Origin of the sequence: Paenibacillus sp. NPDC058898, from assembly GCF_049316025.1 — a bacterium.
Taxonomy (GTDB): Bacteria; Bacillota; Bacilli; order Paenibacillales; family Paenibacillaceae; genus Paenibacillus_AQ.
This window is the reverse complement of sequence record NZ_JBMOSM010000007.1, coordinates 217,844-237,372: the sequence shown is the minus strand read 5'-3', so window position 1 is coordinate 237,372 and position 19,529 is coordinate 217,844. Positions and strand designations below refer to the sequence as shown.

The following is a 19,529-nucleotide window of genomic DNA, read 5'->3' as shown; positions in this document are numbered from 1 at the left end:
AAATCCAAGCGTATGATTTTGAATGAAGAGGTGGAATTGTGGTTTCGATTATCGGCAATATGAAGATTGTAAACGTGGGCCCCAGTTCTACGGTCTTGGTTGGAAATACAGGCGTCATTGATTTAAACAGTACCTCAAAAGCTTATTCCGGCGCCAACTCGTTCACCACTGGTGATAGTATTGGTACGAATATTGCAAACAACCAGGCCAGCAGCACGAATACATTCGATCCGGACTTGATTGATTCACCTAATGCTTAATTAAGGTTGTGATCCACTGTGAATCTAACAGTACATCAATGTATTAATATACAGCAGCTTCGGGTGGGAGCGGTGACTAATTCTTCGGTGCTGCAGATTGGAACCGCCGGAGAGATCCGGGCATTATCCAATCTATATAACACAGGTGGGTTTACAGGCCCTGCTCCGGAATTCGAGCCTCAGAATAATAGCAATAACCCCTTGGTCCCATTACCTGCGCCAATTGAAGGACTGTATAGGCAAGAATGAGGTGAATCACCTGTGCATAGATTGTATAAGGAGCAGGGGAGGCGGTTCCATGTATGATTATTATATACAGCAATTGTTCTATATTCTTCAAACCCAGTCAGAGCAGCTGAGTAGAATGGAACAAATGCTGAAGGAAATGCGCAGTCAAATAGATCAATTAAAACCGGGAAGCGAGAAAACGATAGATCGGGTGCAATATAATTTTGATTTATTGAAGATTGAAAAATTGGAAGGCACCTTAAATATTGGATTGATGCCTAAGACTGGGCAATCCCTGGACGATATTACCGTGAATGGTCAGCCGTTAGAACAGTCTCAGACGGGAAATACAGGCGGCGAACTACACTCGAACATATATCAGAATGTATCACGTTATCTAGAAGATATCGTACCTAAGCAGATCGAGCGCATGCTTCCCGAATCCAAGCTTGTAGTTGGTGATGAATATGCTGGGGTTATTATCGAGGATATTCGTAAACAACTCGGAGACCGTATAACAGTTTATCTGAGGCAATATCAAACGAATAGGGAATCTATGAACCCGCAAGATGTTGAGCAATCGATCATCAAACAAGTGAAGAGTGAGATCGTTACGGCAGTTGAGCAGCACCTTCTTAATTTGCAACGAGGGAAGTGGAATTCAAATGAAAATGACAGTCGTCAATAAAGAGCTTCAGGTTGGTTCGATCCGCATTACAGCGATCTCAAGTTCATCGGTACTGTTGATTGGAGATACCCATGTCATGAATTGCTCCTCCATGTATGATACGCCTTCCGAATCACTGCAAATCACCCCGCTTGTTCCGTTATCTCCGGGTGCCGCATCATGAAGCGTCATTCACACGTTGATAACATGTATATCATCAATATTTCCAATAGCTCCGTATTTGTATGCGGTGAATCGGGACATATCGATGCCGATACGCGTGCATTGGCGGTTCAGAGGCAGGTGCCGGTGTTCTTTGAAGACGAGGGACAATATGAGGATTACCCGATATTCTCCAGGTCGATACCCACATGGCCGCCGTACTCAGACGTAGAACTAAATATTATACAAGATTATAAAAAGATTCATGTGGGATGCGTCGATATTATAGCCACTGCATCTGCATCGGTTGTACAGGTGGGTCCGAACGATACTATGGATTTGGAATCCAGGGTGAAGGCGATCAGACACTTTATTACGGATGCGCCCGAGTATTTAAAGGATTATAAGGGAGTTATCGTCAAATAGAATTTCGTGAACCGGTACTGAACTAAAAATCAATATGTTACCTTCGTTCACAGTGACCCTGACGATTCCCCGGATTGGTAGGAGATATGTGCAAAACAGGAGGAGCGCCATGCGCTCCTCCTGTTTCTATGTGATCTACGGATTATTCTCCTTGCTGATGGGCAGCTTCGTCTTTGATCTCTTCTCGGAAGCCGGAAATACTCTTTTCGCGACGAGCATTACGATCTTGGATCTGTTCTTTCTCGCTTGCTGGAATCTCATCCCCGAACTCCTCGAGATAATCTTCGGCTTCACGGTAGTTCTCAATCGTGTTTTGGACGGCCTGTTGCAAATGTTCTACATTGTCTTCGCGATTATCGGGTTTAGCCATGAGTTGTCACCTCCTTAAATTCAACTGCCTTGCTAAAATTTCACACCTCAAGAGTTTTCCATAATAAAAACATCCTTATTCATAGGAGGGTGACACTATCAAAAAAGCTACAGTATTGTAAATATTGCAAGTCACATCTTTACATATCCGCCCGACGGAATATGTTATAATGTCGAAAAAGCAGACTTGCAAGCATGACATCGAAATAAGAGGAGGAAGAATTCTTGAAATCAAGTCGTTTTATATTCTGGCTCAGTATGCTAATGATGATGGCATTGATGTTAGCAGCCTGTACCTCAGAACCGATAAAACAACAGCAAACTTCTACAGTAGAAGACCCTCCTGAATCGGTTGAAGAAGAAGAAGGTCAGACCATTACACTAGTAACGCCGGATACGGCGATGAAAGCGCCCGAGGAAAAAAGTAAATATCAGATACATACACGGTTGACGGATTTCCAACTCATAAATGAGTCAACAGGGATTGCTTGGGGGATAACGAACACGGAGCTGCGTCTTTACCAGACGCAGGATTATGGCGAAACGTGGGTTGATATCTCTCCATCCTCGAATGTACAGTTCGTTGATAAACTGGAGTATGGGAAAGACATCGTGTTCACGGATAAGAAACATGGTTGGATTATACGCAACAAGCAGAGATCAGCTGAAACGATCCTGCTCAATACGACGGATGGAGGAGACTCCTGGAAGCTTTCTTCGCTGCCGGAGACAGGTATCGTCACGGCCATGTCCTTCGTATCATCTCAGCAGGGATGGATTATGGCAAAAGGCGACCTTTCCCGGGGCTCTGAGGAGAAGTCGCTATTTCGAACCAGCAATAATGGCGGATTATGGGAAGAGGTCATGCAGAATACAGAGTATCCTACATCTCGCGTTCCCGGCAGCGTGATCCCACGAACAGGGTCCATTATTGGCTTAACCTTCACGGATTCGCTTGTTGGATTTGCGACCATCCGTGAAATGCAATCCTCCAAATTGTATATTACCCGTGATGGAGGTCAGAAGTGGAAGTCCTCCGGACAGATATTCAAGAGCAAACTGCTGGATCAGTGCGGTTCGGTCTTTGCAGGTGCCCCCAAGTTTCTGGGCAGAGGCAGTAGTGGAAGTGAGGTTTATATACCGATTACCTGCGTGAAGGAGGATCAGGCGAGCTATTTGGGATACTTTACTGCCGACACGGGGAAATCATGGAATCTGGTGTCATTCCCCATTTCGGGTGATACCGGTCAGGGGTCTATTCAGCCTGTTTTCCGGCGGCTTCATGATGGGTGGAGAATGGTGAACGGTATTGTTTATCATACGAATGATATGGGCAAGACCTGGAAGCCATTTCCAATGAGTAAGCTGCTGAACGATAATCTTGCCAAATATCCGAACGTGGTAAAACTGCAGTTTACTTCTTCTGATGTCGGTTGGATGCTGATTGAAACATCGGACAAGAATCGATCTCGTCTGATGAAGAGCAGTGACGGCGGGGCAACCTGGCAGGGTCTATAGTTTTCGAGGAGAATATATGATCTGAATATGCCGATAAAAAAAGCAGATTGAAAAAGCTTTATCGAATGTGACCATCAGTTCGGATAAAGTTTTTTTTCGGCATATATTGTGAAATGAATCACAAACAATAACCTCCACGTATGCTACTATAAAGGTGTAATCAGATACTCCAAATTGTTTAGAAGGGGACGATCCTCATGCATACCGATCAAATGACGATAAATTTCCTCCGCCTTTGCTACCATTGTGATGATGCTTGTTTATGCGACACCGAGGAGCAGTGTCTGGCCTGCTGGAATGAGCAGGAAATGACACCGCAGGAGCATGAAATGACAGGACAAGAAGAAACGATGAAATGGATGAGATTGGCTTACGATTGAATGGACATGAAGACAATGAAGACAATAAAAAGAATGAATGAAACAGGACGTTCTAGTCCCGGGAAGAAGCTGATGACTGGCAAAATGCAGACATCAGCTTTTTTTGGTGCTCCCAGAAAGGGACAAGTTCTTTAAAATTTCAATCAAACTTTCCATAAGGATGAGTTAAATTGTCCGAATTAAAGCATATACATATTTCAAGACAAGGTGGAGGGGGGAGCCGTATGGGATCGGGGTCAGTATGGATGTTCGATTTTTTCGGCAGCGTTATGCCCGTGTTTTTCATCGTCGTCATCGGGATCATTTTGCTGTCGGCCGGTAAGGGAATCTTGCAATGGAGTCAGAATAACCGACAGCCTTTGCTATCGGTCGATTCCAAGATTGTGAGCAAGCGAACGGAAGTGAAACACACGCAGCAGACAGATGATACGATGTCGAGCCGTACTCGTACCACCTATTATCTGACATTTGAAGTAGAGAGCGGAGACCGCATGGAGTTTGTAGTAAATGGCGAGGAATTCGGCATGTGCGCAGAAGGAGACGAGGGACTGCTGCGTTTTCAGGGAACCCGGTATTACGGTTTCGTTAGGCACCCCAGAGCGCATCTTAGCGTGGTTCGAGGTTATGATCATCCGAAATAAGAGACGGATTTGATTTTTATATGCACCTTCTCTTGTGGTATATATGAAGGAGAAGGAGGGACAGCATATGAAATTTCAGGATAAAACGGTTGTAATCACGGGCTCTGCCAATGGGATTGGCCGCGGAGTGGCAGAGGCTTACGCTCTAAGCGGAGCTCGAGTGATATTAAGCGATGTTCATGAAGAACAGGGCAACCTGGCGGCAAACGCCTTGAAAGAACAAGGATTGAACGCTATCTTCGTCCCTTGCGATGTGAGGAAGGAAGAAGATATTAAACGCCTGATGAACCAAGCCGTTCAATATGCCGGCACCCTCGATATTTTGATTAATAATGCCGGGGTTTCCCGTTGGAAATCGCCATATGAGCTTACGGTTGAAGACTGGGACGATGTAATCAACACGAATGCCCGAAGCTGTTTTTTGGCTACGCGTGAAGCGGCGGTACATATGAAAAAGGCTGGAAATGGCGGGGCTGTTGTCAATATGTCATCCACGCGTTCGATTATGTCCGAGCCGAACTCGGAGGCTTATGCAGCTTCCAAAGGAGCTATTGTCGCGTTGAGCCATGCTATGGCCGTCAGCCTGGGACCTGATGGGATTCGGGTGAATTGTATAAGTCCTGGCTGGATTGAAACTGGAAACTACGATGAGCTCCGTTCAGTTGACCATAAACAGCACCCAGCCGGGCGGGTAGGGACCCCAGCTGATATCGCCAAAGCCTGCTTCTATTTTACCGATCCGGATAATGATTTCGTGACGGGGGCCCATCTCGTTGTGGATGGCGGCATGACCCGCAAAATGATATATGAGCCTTAGTTATCTGAATATGAAGAGCGTCTTCCCATGGAAGACGCTCTTTTTCTTGATGGTCATAGGGCCAGAGTCTACCATATGATACAAATTCGTGATGCATTAACATTTTTGAAGAAAACCTGTTCATGATAAATAAAAACAGTATGATGTAATTAATGTAAGTACGAAAAAGCCACATCTAAAGAATAGGAAGGAATGAGGGTATGGGGAAATTGACGACAACCAGCACAAAAAATGAGCGTTCCAATCGAGTGTCCGTGTTCGTTACGCTGCTCATGTCCTATCTTGTGATACTGCTGATCCCGGTCATCGTGTTCTGGGGACTGTATACGCAAATCGAGCGGATTATGATCGAAAATGCCAACAACTCCAACATGGCACTGATTGAGCAGGCGAAGCAGGTGGTGGACAGCCGATTGGATGAAATGCATCTGATTTCCCGGAACATCACTTCACATCCGCGACTGGATGGGTTGCTAAAGGCAAAATCCCCTCAAAGTGGAACCGAGAACTACAATTACTACACTTTCATGCAGGAGATGCAGCGATACCGCAACAGCAGCAGTTTTATCACCGATTTTTATGTATATCTACGGGAGAGCGATACGGTTCTCAGTCCCACCTTAAAGACAACGTCCAGTGTCTTGTTCTCCGATATTTACGGATATGAAAAATTAACCTATCAACAGTATCAAACAGATATTCTGCACGGCATCCACTTTAACCGGTATTTGCCCGTGACCGAAGTTGGTAAAGGATTAAATCAGAAACGCATGCTCACATATATGCAAACGCTTCCATTTGGAGAGAAGGCCAATCCCAAAGGCGCGCTTGTTATGCTGATTGAGGAGAGGCAGATCGCAGGATTGCTTGATGAGATTGTGAAAACAAACCACGGAACCATTTATATCAAGGATGCCAGCGGCCAAGTGATTCTTAGTGCCGGTGAATCAGAGGTTCGCAATATGGGTAAAACCGCGGATCATCCGCGTGTGTTGACAGTATCGACAAGATCTGCGAGGAGCGGGTGGGAGTACGTATCGGCCGTACCGGAAAAAGTGTTTATGGAAAAGGTCAATATGGTCAAACGAATGGCCGTTGGTGTTATGGCTATCTGTCTTGTCGCTGGGATTGCGGCCTGTGCCTTCATGACCTACCGCGCGTATTTCCCTTTGCGCGACATCATCCGCTTCATCCGGCAATCCCATCCGGCTAAGGAGGGGAAGGTACGTAACGAATATGATTTTATCAAATCGACGATGGCTGATTCCTTCGGTAAGCAGACAGAGATGAAGGAGCAATTGTCCAGGCAAACCCCTGTGATTCAGTCCAACTTTTTGCAGCGATTATTGAAGGGAAACGTGGATACGGCGGATATGTCCGATCATGCTCTGGACTTCATGGGGATCTCGTTCCCGTATTCCAGTTTTGCCGTTGCCTTGATCGAGTTGAGGGATGCCAGTGGGTTCATACATAATGAGCGGGAAAGAGAATGGGCCCTGATCCGTTTTGTCACCGGGAAGGTGGCGGAAGAAATTCATCCCTTTACCGCATATTCCGTGGAGCTGGAGAAGAACCTGGTTGCGATTATTCTAAACATCCCAGAGCCGCTGCATGACAAGGCAGGCCAACTGTACGATTGGGCAGAGCAAGTGAAGCAGGTGCTTGAACAGCGCTTTAAATCCGAAATAACGATCGGGATCAGCGATATCCGTACAGGTCTTGGATGCTTGGCGAGCGGCTACACCGAAAGCTTGAAGGCTTTGGAATATTCCATTTTTACTGCGTATAAACCGATTTTATTGTACGAAGAAATGAAACAGAAAACGGGGGTGTATTATGATTTTCCCATTGAGACGGAAATCCAGCTCATTAACGCTATGAAAAGCGGGGATACGGATAAGGCGCAGGATATCATCCAGTGTCTGTACCACAATAACTTCAACGGACAATCCATCTCGCCTGAGCTCGGCAGACTCATGTTCGCTAACTTGCTCAGCACCATGTTTAAGCTGCTGAATGCTTTGAATTTGAAGTACGAGGATATATTCGGCGAGTCAGGCAAATCGCTTGAGGAAATTACGGAGGGGAGTACGGTAGAGGAGCTCTACCGGGAGGTGAAATGGATGTTCGGCATGGTTTGTCTCTACGTAAAAGATCAAAGGGGCGATTCCTCTTCGCTGCTGCTTGAGAAGATCAAGAGCTACATTGAGGATCATCACGACGATTCCATGATCAGTTTGGCTTCCATTGCCGAGCAATTTGATATTACACCGCCGTATCTGTCGGCTTTCTTCAAGAAAAACAGCGGCACCAATCTCACGGATTATCTGGCCAAGATTCGGATCGAACGCTCCAAGGAAATGATGCGGGATGCTAAAAATACGATTTCGCACATTGCCCGGTCCGTCGGTTATACCAGTGACGTCGGTTTTATTCGGGTATTTAAGAAATACGAAGGGATCACCCCGGGAAAATACAAGGATACCCTGCATTCCCTATCATCGACCTTAAGAAATGATCATCTCAATTCTTAATCCCTGTTTATGCATGTTGAAACTGTACGGTATACGATGTAAGCGTTTCAGCATTAATATTTGGGGCAGGGCTGGTTGGAATCTTCTAAGCCTGGTCTTATCTCGGATGATCATTCTTTAGGAAAAAAGGGAGGCGTCGTGAATTGAAAACAAACCGGAAACGTGTTGCGAGACTTGCGATTTTTATGCTGATTGTGGCTATGATTGCCGGATGCAGCGGAAAAGGCTCGGGGGCCGAGAAGCCTGCCGGCGAAAAAGGTAAGGAAGGAACAGGCGTGGCTGCTAGCGGTGAAACGGGATATCCTGGGCAGCTTACCTATTGGGTATCGCTAAATGGAAACGCTTCAGCAACAATGCAGGATATGAACGGAATTGCCGCATATCAGGAATTGGAGAAAACGACGGGCACCAAAGTGAAGTTCCAGCATCCACCGGCCGGTCAGGAGGCAGACGCCTTCAATATCATGGTCTCGTCAGGCAATTTGCCGGATGTTGTGGAGTACGGATGGGCTAACGTATCAGGAGGACCGGATAAAGCAATTTCGGACGGTTCGATTATTCGCCTGAATGAGCTGATTGAAGAGCATGCTCCAAATGTATCGAAATTGTTGAACGAGCATCCGGAATACAAAAAGCTGATTACGACAGACGGAGGCAACATTTACGTATTTCCGTTTATCCGCGGGGACGAGTATTTGCTGACCTTTAACGGCCTCATTATCCGCCAGGATTGGCTTGATCAGCTAAAGTTATCCGTGCCGGAGACGATAGATGAATGGTATGAAGTATTAAAGGCATTCAAAACCAAGGATCCCAATGGAAACGGGCAGGCGGATGAAATCCCGCTCCTGCTTGATATGGATATGACGGCAATCAATCATGCGTTTGTCGGTGCGTGGGGGATTACGACTGGTTTTTATCAGGTGGACGGGAAGGTGAAGTATGGTCCGATCCAACCGGAATTTAAATCATATTTGGAGACGATGAGCAAATGGTACGCCGAAGGTCTCATTGATCAGGATTACGCGGCAACGGACTCTACGCTAAAAGACGCCAAAGTGACCAACAATCAAGTGGGTGCCTTCTCCGGTTACATGGGCAGCAGCCTCGGCCGTTATTCTGAGCTCATGCTAAAAAGCAATCCGAACGTAGATCTGGTAGGTGCTCCGAATGTTGTATTGAAAAAGGGAGACACTCCAATCCTTGGACAGAAGGATTCGCCATTCAACGGATTTGGCGCGGCCATTACAAAAGCGAACAAGTTTCCAGCGGAGACGGTGAAATGGCTTGATTATAAATACGGTGAAGAAGGGCATATGCTGTTTAATTTTGGGGTCGAGGGAGTCAGCTACGATATGAAGGATGGATACCCGACTTACACAGATGAAGTGATGAAAAATCCGGATGGCCTATCGATCACCCAAGCGTTGTCGAAATACAATCTGGCCAGTTATTCGGGACCTTTTGTCCAGGATCGCCGTTACATCGAGCAGTATTCCGCGCTTCCCCAGCAAAAAGCTGCCATTGAGACATGGATGAAGGCGGAGAATGACCGTTTGATGCCTATTATTTCACCAACGGCTGAGGAAAGCACGCGTTATGCCTCGATCATGAACGATATTAATACCTACTACGAAGAGATGGTCAACAAATTCATTATGGGCGTGGAGCCGATTAGCGGGTTTGATCAATTTGTCCAAACGGTTCAAGGTATGGGCATTGAGGAAGCGCTTCAGATTCAGCAAGCCGCGCTGGACCGGTTCAACAGCCGTTAAGTTGTAGGTGCATGAAGAGGGAGAAGACTTCAGGATTCTCCCTCTAACTGTGAATGATTTTTTTGTCAGAGGAGGGCATAGGGTGCAGCTTAAGGAAGAGACAAACCACGTTACGTTACAGAGCAAGCCAGAGAGCTTCAGTACAAGAGTTGCGAAGGACTTTCGCCGAAATTCCACGATCTACCTGATGCTGCTGCCGGTGGTAGCGTTTTATGCCGTGTTTCACTACGGACCTTTATATGGCCTGCAAATTGCGTTCAAAAACTTCTCGGCAGGGCTCGGCATATGGAACAGCCCATGGGTTGGATTTCAACACTTCAGCGATTTCTTTAACGGATTTTTCTTTGAGCGGGTGGTTTCCAATACCATCATCCTGGGTGCGTACGATCTCATATTTGTTTTTCCCGCCTCGATTGTGCTGGCGTTAATGCTGAACGAGGTTCGGCATCGCATATTTAAGCGGACGGTCCAATCCATTACGTATATTCCCCATTTCATATCCGTTGTCGTGGTTGTCGGGATGCTGGTGGATTTTTTGTCGGTAGATGGTTTGATCAATCACATCATCACCTACTTCGGCGGAAAACCGATTTCGTTCATGCGGCTGCCGGAATGGTTCCGCACCATATATACCTCATCTGCCATCTGGCAAGGGATTGGATGGGGATCTATCATTTACCTCGCGGCCATTTCCAATATCGATCCATCCCTTTATGAAGCGGCTAAAGTGGACGGTGCCGGCCGCTGGAAGCAGATGCTTCAAATTACGCTGCCCGGCATTTTGCCAACGGTCATCATACTGCTCATCTTGCGGATTGGTTCCTTTATGGCTCTGCAGGATGAGAAGATCCTGATCATGTACAATCCGGTTATCTATGAGACGGCGGATGTTATCGGTACCTATGTCTACCGCAAGGGGATACTGGAAGCGAGTTACAGCTATAGTGCTGCTGTCGGCATGTTTAATTCCCTAATTAACTTTACGCTGCTCATTGGAGCCAATTATCTCAGCAAGCGGTTTACCGACACGAAGCTGTGGTAGAAAGGGGGCATCTCATGCGTACTTCAAAATCTGTCAGTGAAGTCCTGTTTGATTCTGCGAATGTCATTCTCTTGTGCTTGCTCTCGATTGTCACGTTATACCCGTTTCTCTACGTATTGTTTGCTTCAATCAGTACACCGGCCGAATTTGTTCAGCACCGGGGTATCCTGTTGTGGCCCAAGGGCTTCTCGCTGGATTCTTATCGTATGGTATTTGAGAACCCCAATATCATCCGTAGTTACATGAACACGATATTTTATGTGGTGGTCGGCACGACCTTGAACATTCTGATGACGGCTCTCGGGGCTTATGGCTTATCCAGGAAAAACGTGATGTGGAAGAGCACCATCATGATGCTGATCGTCATGACGATGTTTTTCGACGGTGGGCTTATCCCGAAATACCTGCTCGTGAAAAATATGGGTCTGATTGATACGTACTGGGCTTTGATTATTCCAAGCGCGATGACGACATGGAACTTGATTATTATGCGAACGGCATTTCAAGGCGTACCGGATGCGCTCGAGGAATCCGCTCGGATCGACGGAGCCAGCGACTGGACCATTTTGTTTCGGATCATCATCCCGCTATCGCTGCCGGTCATTGCGGTCATGGTTCTCTTTTACGGGGTATGGCACTGGAATAAATGGTTTGATGCCCTCATCTATTTAAGGGATCGGGACCTGTTTCCGCTGCAGCTGATCCTGCGCGAGATTCTGATCCAGAACGATACCAGCAGCATGATGACCTCGGTAGGCGGGGGAGACCGGATGCCGGTTGGCGAGACGATTAAGTATGCAACGATTATGGTGGCTACGCTGCCGATTTTGTTTCTATATCCATTTTTGCAGAAATATTTCGTGAAAGGCGTCATGATCGGAGCCATTAAAGAATAAGGAGGTAGTTGACTCATGTGGGAGCAAGCCATTATGGATGCGGTAGAAAAAACAAAGAGGAATATTGAACAATTCCCGATGAAGTTTCCTCATATTACGGAAGAGAAGCGTTACGAGTGGGGAGAAAGCAATGACTGGATTGAAGGGTTCTATACCGGAATGATCTGGCTGTGCTATGAATATACGAAGGACCCGCTGTTTAAGGAAACAGCAATAGCCCAATTGCAGGATTACAAGCTGCGTCTTGAGGAGAAGCGACATCTGGATCATCACGACATCGGATTTCTGTATCTGCCCTCTGCCTTGGCAGCGTGGATTGTGGATGAACATGAAGATGGCAAACAGCTCGCTTTGAAAGCTGCGGATCATCTGATGCTGCGCTGGCGGGAAGAGGGACAGTATATTCAGGCCTGGGGCCGGAAGGGCGACGAGAAGAACGGCGGTCGCATTATCATCGATTGCATGATGAACATACCGCTGCTCTACTGGGCCTATGATCAGACGGGGGATGAGCGATACAAGCGCGTGGCCGTGGCGCACGCGGATAAGAGTCTACGCTACTTAATGCGGGGGGATGATTCGTCGTATCATACCTTTTATTTCAATCCGACAGATGGAACGCCCATCCGAGGAGGAACGCATCAAGGATATCATGACGGCTCAACATGGACGCGCGGCCAGGCATGGGCCATCTACGGATTTGCGCTCTCATACCGCTATACCCGTGATCCGAAATATTTGGATACGGCTTTACGTGCTGCCCGTTTCTTTATCGAATACCTGCCGGAGGATCATGTCGCGTATTGGGATTTTGACGTTCCGATTGAAGAGGGGACGCCTCGCGATAGCTCCGCTTCCGCCATTGCGGCGTGCGGCATGCTGGAGATATTGGAGCACCTGCACGGAGAAGATGACAATAAAGGGCTATTGACAGAAGCCGTTGAGAAGTCGATGATATCTCTGGTAAACCGATATTCTACCATCGGTGAGGAGGGTGAGGAAGGCTTGATCAAGCATGGTTCCTATTACGTCAGAGGTGGTGCGGGGCCTGATGATTATATGATCTGGGGCGATTACTATTACCTCGAAGCCTTGCTGCGACTGACCAAAGGGATACCCGGCTATTGGTATGAGAGAGGTTAGTATAATTGAATCTGTAAAACATATTGGGGATGCCGTGCGCTATGCGGCACTCCCTTTTTTGTGTGAAATATCAGAGGATCATTGTTCACAATATACTCATTAGCATTGTCCGAATGTCTTTGTTATGATGAGGAAGATTCAAATTTGAGATAAATGGTTTGGAGGAGATATGTGTGTTGAAACATGTGAAAGCTTCAGTCTTGCTGACCTTGGGTCTGCTGCTAATACTGGTGTTCCCGACTGCAACGTGGGCCCATTCCAAGCTGGAAACCAGTACGCCCGCGGCAGATGCCAAGCTGACGGAAAGCGTGCAGGAAGTAAGCCTGTCATTTAATGAAAATATCGATGAAAACTTGAGCACGCTCAAGATTAAAAATGCGCAAGGCGAATCGGTTGAAGTAGCGGAGGTCAAGATCAACCAGAATACCATGCTGGGCACACTGGCTGCACCGCTTCCATCCGGCTCATATACGGTCGAATGGAAAATCGTGGGCGGCGATGGACATCCCGTGGATGGAACATACGCCTTCGAGGTAGATGCCCCGGAAGCGGAAGTTACCCCGGAGACACCAGCAGGTACTGAAGAAACGCCTGCGGATACAGGAAATACACAGGATGAAACAGCACCAGCAGATAACGCCGCTGCGGACAACACGGATCAGACGGCTGACCAGAATCAGCAGGCAGACAACACTTCTGCTACCGATACCGAACAATCGGCAGGCAGTGGGTCAACCGTGTGGATCGTCGTCATCGTGATTGTAGCGGTTGTTGCAGGATACTTTGGAATTAGAGCATCACGGAAGAAAAAATAAATGTCTTACTATTGGTTAGGTGAGCCGTTTCTATATCTAGCCTACGCCATGCTGGCAGGCATCACGGTATTGTCCCTCGTACCGAAAGCATATAAGCCGGAAATTTCAGTTCCGGCCTGGCTTGGTCCAGTGGCAGCAGCAGCCATCATCGTATTCGGATTTGTGCCGCTGCTGCAAATCATCATGTTTTTCAAGGATGATATCGGGTTCTGGAAGTCCTTTAACAGCATCATGTTCAAGTTCAGTGAGGGCGAGCGTTACGCCTGGATTCTGGTTCTCTCGATCCTATTGGCGATTCTGACCCTAATCGTCCGCCGGAAACCCGGTTCTGTATTACGCTGGCTCATGCCTATTGCCTTGCTGGGCATTGCGGTGGCCATGTCCTCGTTTAACCATGCGGCATCCCTGTTCGATGGCGTTGGGCAGCTTGCCTTCTTCGGCCATTTCACCGCGATGGCGATATGGACGGGGACGTTGCTGCTTACAGGATGGTTCAGCGCGGATCAGGAGCGCTGGAGCGCGTTTCTCAGATGGTTTCATCCATTAGCGGTCACCTGCGTCATCGTTGTGATCGGATCGGGTCTGTTCCTGATGACGGCGGTGACGCCGGAGCCCATAAACAGCTGGACGCTGTCCTATGGGCAAGCTCTGCTGGTTAAGCATATTCTTATTCTGCCGCTATTGGTGTTTGCCTTTGTTAATGGTTATCTCGTAAAGCGCAAGCTGCGCCGGGATTCCGGTTATCGTCCAGCGGCATGGGCACGAAGTGAAGGAATTCTGATCTGGTTGATCTATATCGTCACCGGATATATGAACCAGCAGCCGGCTCCGCATGAGGTAATCGATACATTGGCCTCCTATGGTCCTGCTGCAACCTTTGTTTGGTTCCATCCCGGGTTTACGATTGGTGAACTGGCATTTACGTGGAGCTGGATAGGAATTCTTAGTCTGTGTCTCGGACTTGCTCTTCTGTGGAATGTCGTGAACGTATTTCGCAGAAACCGGGCAGCTGCCGTCGGACTGTTAAGCGGCTTAGGCGCAGTTGTGTTGATCTATTGCGGCCTGATGTTCTCGGTTACCGCTGTTTAATATTTTGGAAGTTAACAAGGTCCTTGCTGTTTATGCAGCGGGATCTTTTTTATTGTTAAAAGTGCCCAGTCTTTTCAATCCTTCTGTTACCGGGAGTTGATCGGTGAGATTACGGAAATGTATATTCAAGAGCGGGCGAGAAGGCAGGGGCTGGCGGGCTTGCTGATCGCTTTCCTGGAAGAACAATTAATTGCGCGTGGGGTTAAGACCGTAAAGGTGCTTACGGGTCATGATAATCATGCGGCCATTGGAGTTTATGAGAAATCGGGTTATAAGCGGGAGGATGAAGTGTTTCTGGAGAAAGAGCTGGAGTAAAATGATGCACGACTGTGAAATTATGGATTTTATCCATCTTAAGCATGTTGACCCTAGCTTACATCAGGATCATCATGCTTTCTTTATTTGCTGGAATATCTGATCGCTTTACTCAGGATGATGAACATCGCTCCGGTATTGACCAGGCGTGAGCCCTGTATTTCTCTTAAACACCGAATGGAAAGAATGCATGTCCTTATAACCGACCTTCTCGGCAATTGTACTGATTTTGTCGGGGGTGGTGCGCAGCAGCTCGCGGCTCATTCGAATGCGTACGGTCTGCAGATAGTGATGCCAGCTCTGGCCTGTATACCGGCGGAATAACCGCTGCAAGTGGCGTTCGCTGAATCCGCTGATCTGTGCAAGCTGCGTCAAAGTGAGCTCTTGCATGTACTGCCCCTCCACGTATTGAAGAACATCATGAAAGGAGTGGTGTTGAGGCTCTGATGTCATGGGTTGCGAATGTTCAATGGCCCGGTTGAACTCTATGATCAGCTGTAGCAGCAGCGTGTGCAGATAAATGGCAGAACCGCTGCCTGGCATGGCATTTTGCTCATAAAGGGAGCCAAAGAGCCTCTCAAAGCGATCATGACGGTCCATAATCGCGTGGTATCCAAGGGATCCATCTTCCATACGTTCCAAAAAGGCTGCCGTTTCCGAACCTGATGCAAAAGCAATCAGTTTGGGCAGCAGCTGTACGGAGAATATGCAATTGTTCACAATAAGCGGTTTCCCGTTCGCAGCGGTGGGTCTAAATACGTGAGGCATTCCGAGCGGTATATAGAACATTTGACCTTTGCGTACGCGCTGTACCGAGTTCTCCAGGTGATGAAAGCCTTCACCCTCCGCAATATAAGCAATCTCCAGAAAATCATGGTTATGGTAAGAGCCTGTAAAATTCTCCACGTTGCGATTCACATACATCAAGGTGTCGTCCTGGAAAAAGGTATCTCCGTAATAGGTTTCCATCGGTCGTTTCATCGTACATGCTCCTTATCGTTAATCGTAGGATAGATGTCCGTTATGCCACATCGATTTGTCCGTTATCCCCATAATTCCACGTTCAGGTTCACTTATAATAATAGTTGAAATAGGCACGGTTAGGGAAGCGCATATCCGGGATTGCGACCTATAAAACTTGATTGTTGAGTTAACCCTTAATGAAGGTGAACGGAGGAATGTTCTATGTTCAGCGTAACGGATCTACGATGTGAGTATCAGCATAATCCGATAGGAATCGGCGAGAAGCACCCGCGTTTTTGTTGGAAGTTGGTCTCGGACGAAAGAGCAGTCAGTCAAACGGCCTATGAGATTGAGGTTTCGAATGATGATACCTTTGCCAAGCCCCTTTGGACCTCAGGGAAAGTGGCTTCAACGCAATCGGTTCATGTGGAATTAAGCGAATGGAGTGTATCGTCTTGTAAGCGCTATACTTATCGAGTCCGCGCATGGAATCAAGCCGGGGAACTATCGGAATGGTCGGATGCAGCCTATTGGGAGACGGGGAAACTGCAAGGGGAGAAATGGGCAGGGAAATGGATTTCGGCACCTAGGTCTTTGCTGCCTGCTGACTCTGCTCATCTACCGCTGCTTCGCAGGAGCTTCAGTTTAAAGTCGCCCATTGCGAAGGCAAGAATATATGCCTCGGCCTTAGGGCTTTATGAACTGGAGCTGAACGGGCAGCGGGTGGGAGATGGTTATTTCACACCCGGTTGGACGAGTTACGAACATACGATTCAGACGCAAAGCTATGACGTGACGGATATGCTGAGCACTGACCTAAACGCAATCGGCGCATGGCTCGGAAATGGATGGTACAAGGGACAATTGGGATGGGAGGAACGGAGTGCGATCTATGGGGATCGTTTAGCGTTACTGCTGGAGCTGCACATTACGTATGCAGACGGGAGCGAAGAAGTCATTGCAACCGATTCAAGCTGGCAGTCGGCCAAAGGCCCGATCCAGATGTCGGAACTCTATCATGGAGAAACCTACGATGCACGGTTGGAGCTGGAAGGGTTCAGTTCGGGAGAATATAACTCAAGTGAATGGCATGGCGTCGAAACGATAGATCACGGGTTTGACATGCTGAAGCCTCAGATTAACGAGCCCGTGAGAGCCGTTCAAACGGTGCGGCCCGTTGAATGTCGGATCACGCCAAAAGGTGAAACCGTCATCGACTTCGGACAGAATTTGGTGGGCTGGGTCCGATTTAGCGTGTCCGGTGCGAAGGGCACCATGGTGACGCTGCAGCATGCGGAGATACTGGATTCCGATGGTAACTTTTATACGGAGAACCTCAGAACCGCTAAACAAACGATTCAGTACACGTTAAAAGGCGGCGGGAAAGAAACTTATGAGCCTCATTTTTCATTCCAAGGCTTCCGATATGTCCGTTTAGACGGTTTCACGGAGGAGCAGCTGTACCCGGGGGCTTTCGAAGCGGTTGTGCTTCATTCGGATTTTGAAGAGACCGGAACATTCCAATGCTCGGAACCCATGGTGAATCAATTGCAGAGCAACATTCGGTGGGGACTCAAGGGGAATTTCCTGGATGTGCCCACGGATTGCCCGCAGCGTGATGAGCGGCTTGGCTGGACCGGTGATGCACAGATGTTTATTGGTACGGCGGCCTATCTTGCCAATGTGGCACCTTTCTTCACAAAATGGTTATCGGATCTGGCTGCAGAACAGCGTGATGACGGAGCCGTTCCATTCGTTGTCCCGCATGTGCTTGGCGATGAAGCATATGCTTCGGCCGCATGGGGAGATGCGGCAGTCATATGCCCGTGGACGGTATATGTCAATTATGGCGATCGACGGATATTGGAGCGTCAATATAGGAGCATGAAGAGCTGGGTCTCCTACATTCAGGCTCAGGGAGAGAATGAGTATTTGTGGAATACCGGTTTCCATTTCGGCGATTGGCTGGGGCTGGATGCAAAATCAGGCGACTACGTGGGTGCTACGGAACGGGATTTAATAGCGTCGGCGTTCTATTGTTATTCGGTAGAGCTGCTTAAGAAAACAGCTGTCGTATTGGGACAAGAAAAAGATGCTGCCCTGTATACTGAGCTTAAAGAAAAGGTTGTTGCTGCATTTCGTAATGAATTTGTGACCCCGTCCGGAAGGCTAGCGGCTTCGACTCAGACCGCGCATGTGCTTGCCCTTATGTTTGGGTTGCTGGATGAAGAGGCAGAAAAACGGGCAGCGAAACGTCTCTATTCGCTGCTGGAGGAGAGTAGATTTCATCTAACGACAGGCTTTGTGGGCACACCCTATATGAACCATGTATTAAGCCAGCATGGCATGCATGACGCGGCATATAAGCTGCTGCTGCAACGGGACTATCCATCTTGGCTGTATCCGGTTACGAAAGGCGCTACCACGATATGGGAGCATTGGGACGGTATTAAGGAAGACGGCAGCTTCTGGAGCCGTGACATGAATTCGTTTAATCATTATGCATACGGAGCCATTGGCGAGTGGCTGTATCGTACGGTTGCCGGTATCCAGACCGTAGAGGAAGCGCCGGGTTATAAACATATTGTGATTGCGCCTGTGCCGGGCGAAGGATTGACGTGGGCTGCAGGCAAAATCGATACGCTGTACGGAACCGTCCGGTCAAGTTGGAGAATGGAAAGTGGTGGAGCGTTTCAACTGGAGGTATCCATCCCGCCAAATACAACGGCGGAAATCCGTCTGCCGGGCGCTTCTGATGCCTCAAGCGTTACAGAAGGAGAGGCGGTAGCTCTAGACCAAGCGAGCGGGATTCATTCTGTGTGTGATGGGGAGGCAGGAGTTATGATTCAAGTGGGCTCAGGAGAGTATGCGTTTAGATATATTTATTCCTATCACGCAGTGAAGTAATGAGTATGCAGGGAGCTAAAGTTCCTTACCGTGGTGAATACGGCAAGGAACTTTTTTTCTTCTTACATAGTCACATTTATGGGCGAATGCACATACAAATACAAAGTGATCTTAAGGAAGCGAGGGGAACTCTGTGGCAGTCATCAAAACGAATTCGAGTGATGTGGATCTTCTGGCAAGATTGATCCGCGCAGAGGCAGAAGGTGAAGGCGAGCAGGGCATGCTCATGGTCGGGAATGTCGGCGTGAATCGGATACTGGGCAACTGCCTGGATTTTCGAAACGTCCGGAATATGAATGATATGGTGTTCCAGAGCCCAGGAGGGTTTGAAGCAACACAAAAGGGCTATTTTTATCAACGGGCCAGGGATCGGGATCGTCAGCTTGCCCGAAGAGTTATTGGCGGGGAGCGCATATGGCCGGCAAGCAATGCGCTTTGGTTTTTCCGCCCGGCCGGGGATTGCCCGGCAACCTGGTACAATCAGCAGAACACAGGCCGATTCAAAGCACACTGTTTCTTCACTCCGACATATGCCGATTGCCCGTCAGTTTTTTGATTCATGTTATACAACCGCTTAGGCGG

21 protein-coding genes are annotated in these 19,529 nt (G+C 48.0%); 19 read left to right on the top strand and 2 right to left on the bottom strand.

Annotation, left to right across the window (positions count from 1 at the left end):
* Positions 1-38: 38 nt before the first annotated feature.
* Genes ACOZB4_RS20290 through ACOZB4_RS20270 form a run of 5 tightly spaced genes read left to right on the top strand, consistent with a single transcriptional unit; the run spans position 39 to position 1,743 of the window.
* Positions 39-260 (top strand): spore germination protein, encoded by a 222-nt coding sequence (locus ACOZB4_RS20290; protein ID WP_213644964.1) that lies wholly within the window; start codon positions 39-41, stop codon positions 258-260.
* An 18-nt stretch (positions 261-278) separates the two neighbouring features.
* Positions 279-509 (top strand): spore germination protein GerPB, encoded by a 231-nt coding sequence (locus tag ACOZB4_RS20285; RefSeq protein ID WP_379406969.1) that lies wholly within the window; start codon positions 279-281, stop codon positions 507-509.
* 49 nt (positions 510-558) lie between these two features.
* Positions 559-1,176 carry a spore germination protein GerPC gene (gene gerPC / locus ACOZB4_RS20280; protein WP_379406970.1) on the top strand — a complete coding sequence of 206 codons (618 nt, stop codon included), beginning with the start codon at positions 559-561 and terminating at the stop codon, positions 1,174-1,176.
* Positions 1,154-1,339: a spore gernimation protein GerPD gene (locus ACOZB4_RS20275; protein ID WP_339293111.1), complete on the top strand. Its 186-nt coding sequence runs from the start codon at positions 1,154-1,156 to the stop codon at positions 1,337-1,339. Before gerPC ends, ACOZB4_RS20275 begins: the two co-directional genes overlap by 23 nt.
* On the top strand, positions 1,336-1,743 hold the full coding sequence (locus ACOZB4_RS20270) for a spore germination protein GerPE (RefSeq protein ID WP_379406971.1): 408 nt from the start codon (positions 1,336-1,338) through the stop codon (positions 1,741-1,743). The genes ACOZB4_RS20275 and ACOZB4_RS20270 overlap by 4 nt, the downstream gene beginning before the upstream one ends.
* 142 nt (positions 1,744-1,885) lie before the next feature.
* Here the strand turns inward: ACOZB4_RS20270 and tlp are convergent, their stop codons facing one another.
* Positions 1,886-2,113 carry a small acid-soluble spore protein Tlp gene (gene tlp / locus ACOZB4_RS20265; protein WP_071218157.1) on the bottom strand — a complete coding sequence of 76 codons (228 nt, stop codon included), beginning with the start codon at positions 2,111-2,113 and terminating at the stop codon, positions 1,886-1,888.
* Between the two features lie 224 nt (positions 2,114-2,337).
* Here tlp and ACOZB4_RS20260 point away from each other — a divergent pair, with 224 nt between their 5' ends.
* The 12 genes from ACOZB4_RS20260 to ACOZB4_RS20205 all read left to right on the top strand — a co-directional run bounded on the left by ACOZB4_RS20260 (position 2,338) and on the right by ACOZB4_RS20205 (position 15,077).
* Positions 2,338-3,630: a WD40/YVTN/BNR-like repeat-containing protein gene (locus ACOZB4_RS20260; protein ID WP_379406972.1), complete on the top strand. Its 1,293-nt coding sequence runs from the start codon at positions 2,338-2,340 to the stop codon at positions 3,628-3,630.
* 197 nt (positions 3,631-3,827) lie between these two features.
* On the top strand, positions 3,828-4,010 hold the full coding sequence (locus ACOZB4_RS20255) for a hypothetical protein (RefSeq protein WP_076321218.1): 183 nt from the start codon (positions 3,828-3,830) through the stop codon (positions 4,008-4,010).
* 224 nt (positions 4,011-4,234) lie between these two features.
* Positions 4,235-4,651, top strand: a complete 417-nt coding sequence (locus tag ACOZB4_RS20250) for a DUF2500 domain-containing protein (RefSeq protein ID WP_076321219.1) — start codon at positions 4,235-4,237, stop codon at positions 4,649-4,651.
* 67 nt (positions 4,652-4,718) lie between these two features.
* Positions 4,719-5,468 carry an SDR family NAD(P)-dependent oxidoreductase gene (locus ACOZB4_RS20245; protein WP_379406973.1) on the top strand — a complete coding sequence of 250 codons (750 nt, stop codon included), beginning with the start codon at positions 4,719-4,721 and terminating at the stop codon, positions 5,466-5,468.
* A 200-nt stretch (positions 5,469-5,668) separates the two neighbouring features.
* Positions 5,669-8,002 (top strand): AraC family transcriptional regulator, encoded by a 2,334-nt coding sequence (locus tag ACOZB4_RS20240; protein WP_379406975.1) that lies wholly within the window; start codon positions 5,669-5,671, stop codon positions 8,000-8,002.
* A gap of 143 nt (positions 8,003-8,145) precedes the next feature.
* Entirely contained in the window at positions 8,146-9,777 is a 1,632-nt protein-coding gene (locus ACOZB4_RS20235; RefSeq protein WP_339293116.1) for an ABC transporter substrate-binding protein, read from the top strand.
* Between the two features lie 82 nt (positions 9,778-9,859).
* The gene (locus ACOZB4_RS20230) at positions 9,860-10,819 is read left to right on the top strand and encodes an ABC transporter permease (RefSeq protein WP_379406976.1); all 960 of its coding nucleotides are present in this window, start codon (positions 9,860-9,862) and stop codon (positions 10,817-10,819) included.
* 14 nt (positions 10,820-10,833) lie between these two features.
* The gene (locus ACOZB4_RS20225; protein ID WP_098743349.1) at positions 10,834-11,715 is read left to right on the top strand and encodes a carbohydrate ABC transporter permease; all 882 of its coding nucleotides are present in this window, start codon (positions 10,834-10,836) and stop codon (positions 11,713-11,715) included.
* A gap of 15 nt (positions 11,716-11,730) precedes the next feature.
* Positions 11,731-12,858, top strand: a complete 1,128-nt coding sequence (locus ACOZB4_RS20220; protein ID WP_379406977.1) for a glycoside hydrolase family 88 protein — start codon at positions 11,731-11,733, stop codon at positions 12,856-12,858.
* Between the two features lie 173 nt (positions 12,859-13,031).
* Positions 13,032-13,673, top strand: a complete 642-nt coding sequence (locus ACOZB4_RS20215; RefSeq protein ID WP_379406978.1) for a copper resistance CopC family protein — start codon at positions 13,032-13,034, stop codon at positions 13,671-13,673.
* Positions 13,674-14,762: a copper resistance D family protein gene (locus tag ACOZB4_RS20210; RefSeq protein WP_379406979.1), complete on the top strand. Its 1,089-nt coding sequence runs from the start codon at positions 13,674-13,676 to the stop codon at positions 14,760-14,762.
* A 42-nt stretch (positions 14,763-14,804) separates the two neighbouring features.
* The gene (locus ACOZB4_RS20205; RefSeq protein WP_422759632.1) at positions 14,805-15,077 is read left to right on the top strand and encodes a GNAT family N-acetyltransferase; all 273 of its coding nucleotides are present in this window, start codon (positions 14,805-14,807) and stop codon (positions 15,075-15,077) included.
* A gap of 108 nt (positions 15,078-15,185) precedes the next feature.
* Here the strand turns inward: ACOZB4_RS20205 and ACOZB4_RS20200 are convergent, their stop codons facing one another.
* Entirely contained in the window at positions 15,186-16,058 is an 873-nt protein-coding gene (locus ACOZB4_RS20200) for an AraC family transcriptional regulator (RefSeq protein WP_379406980.1), read from the bottom strand.
* 204 nt (positions 16,059-16,262) lie between these two features.
* On the opposite strand from ACOZB4_RS20200, the gene ACOZB4_RS20195 reads away from it, so the two are divergent.
* Positions 16,263-18,947 carry a family 78 glycoside hydrolase catalytic domain gene (locus tag ACOZB4_RS20195; protein ID WP_379406981.1) on the top strand — a complete coding sequence of 895 codons (2,685 nt, stop codon included), beginning with the start codon at positions 16,263-16,265 and terminating at the stop codon, positions 18,945-18,947.
* A gap of 133 nt (positions 18,948-19,080) precedes the next feature.
* On the top strand, positions 19,081-19,503 hold the full coding sequence (locus ACOZB4_RS20190) for a cell wall hydrolase (protein WP_379406982.1): 423 nt from the start codon (positions 19,081-19,083) through the stop codon (positions 19,501-19,503).
* Positions 19,504-19,529 lie beyond the last annotated feature (26 nt).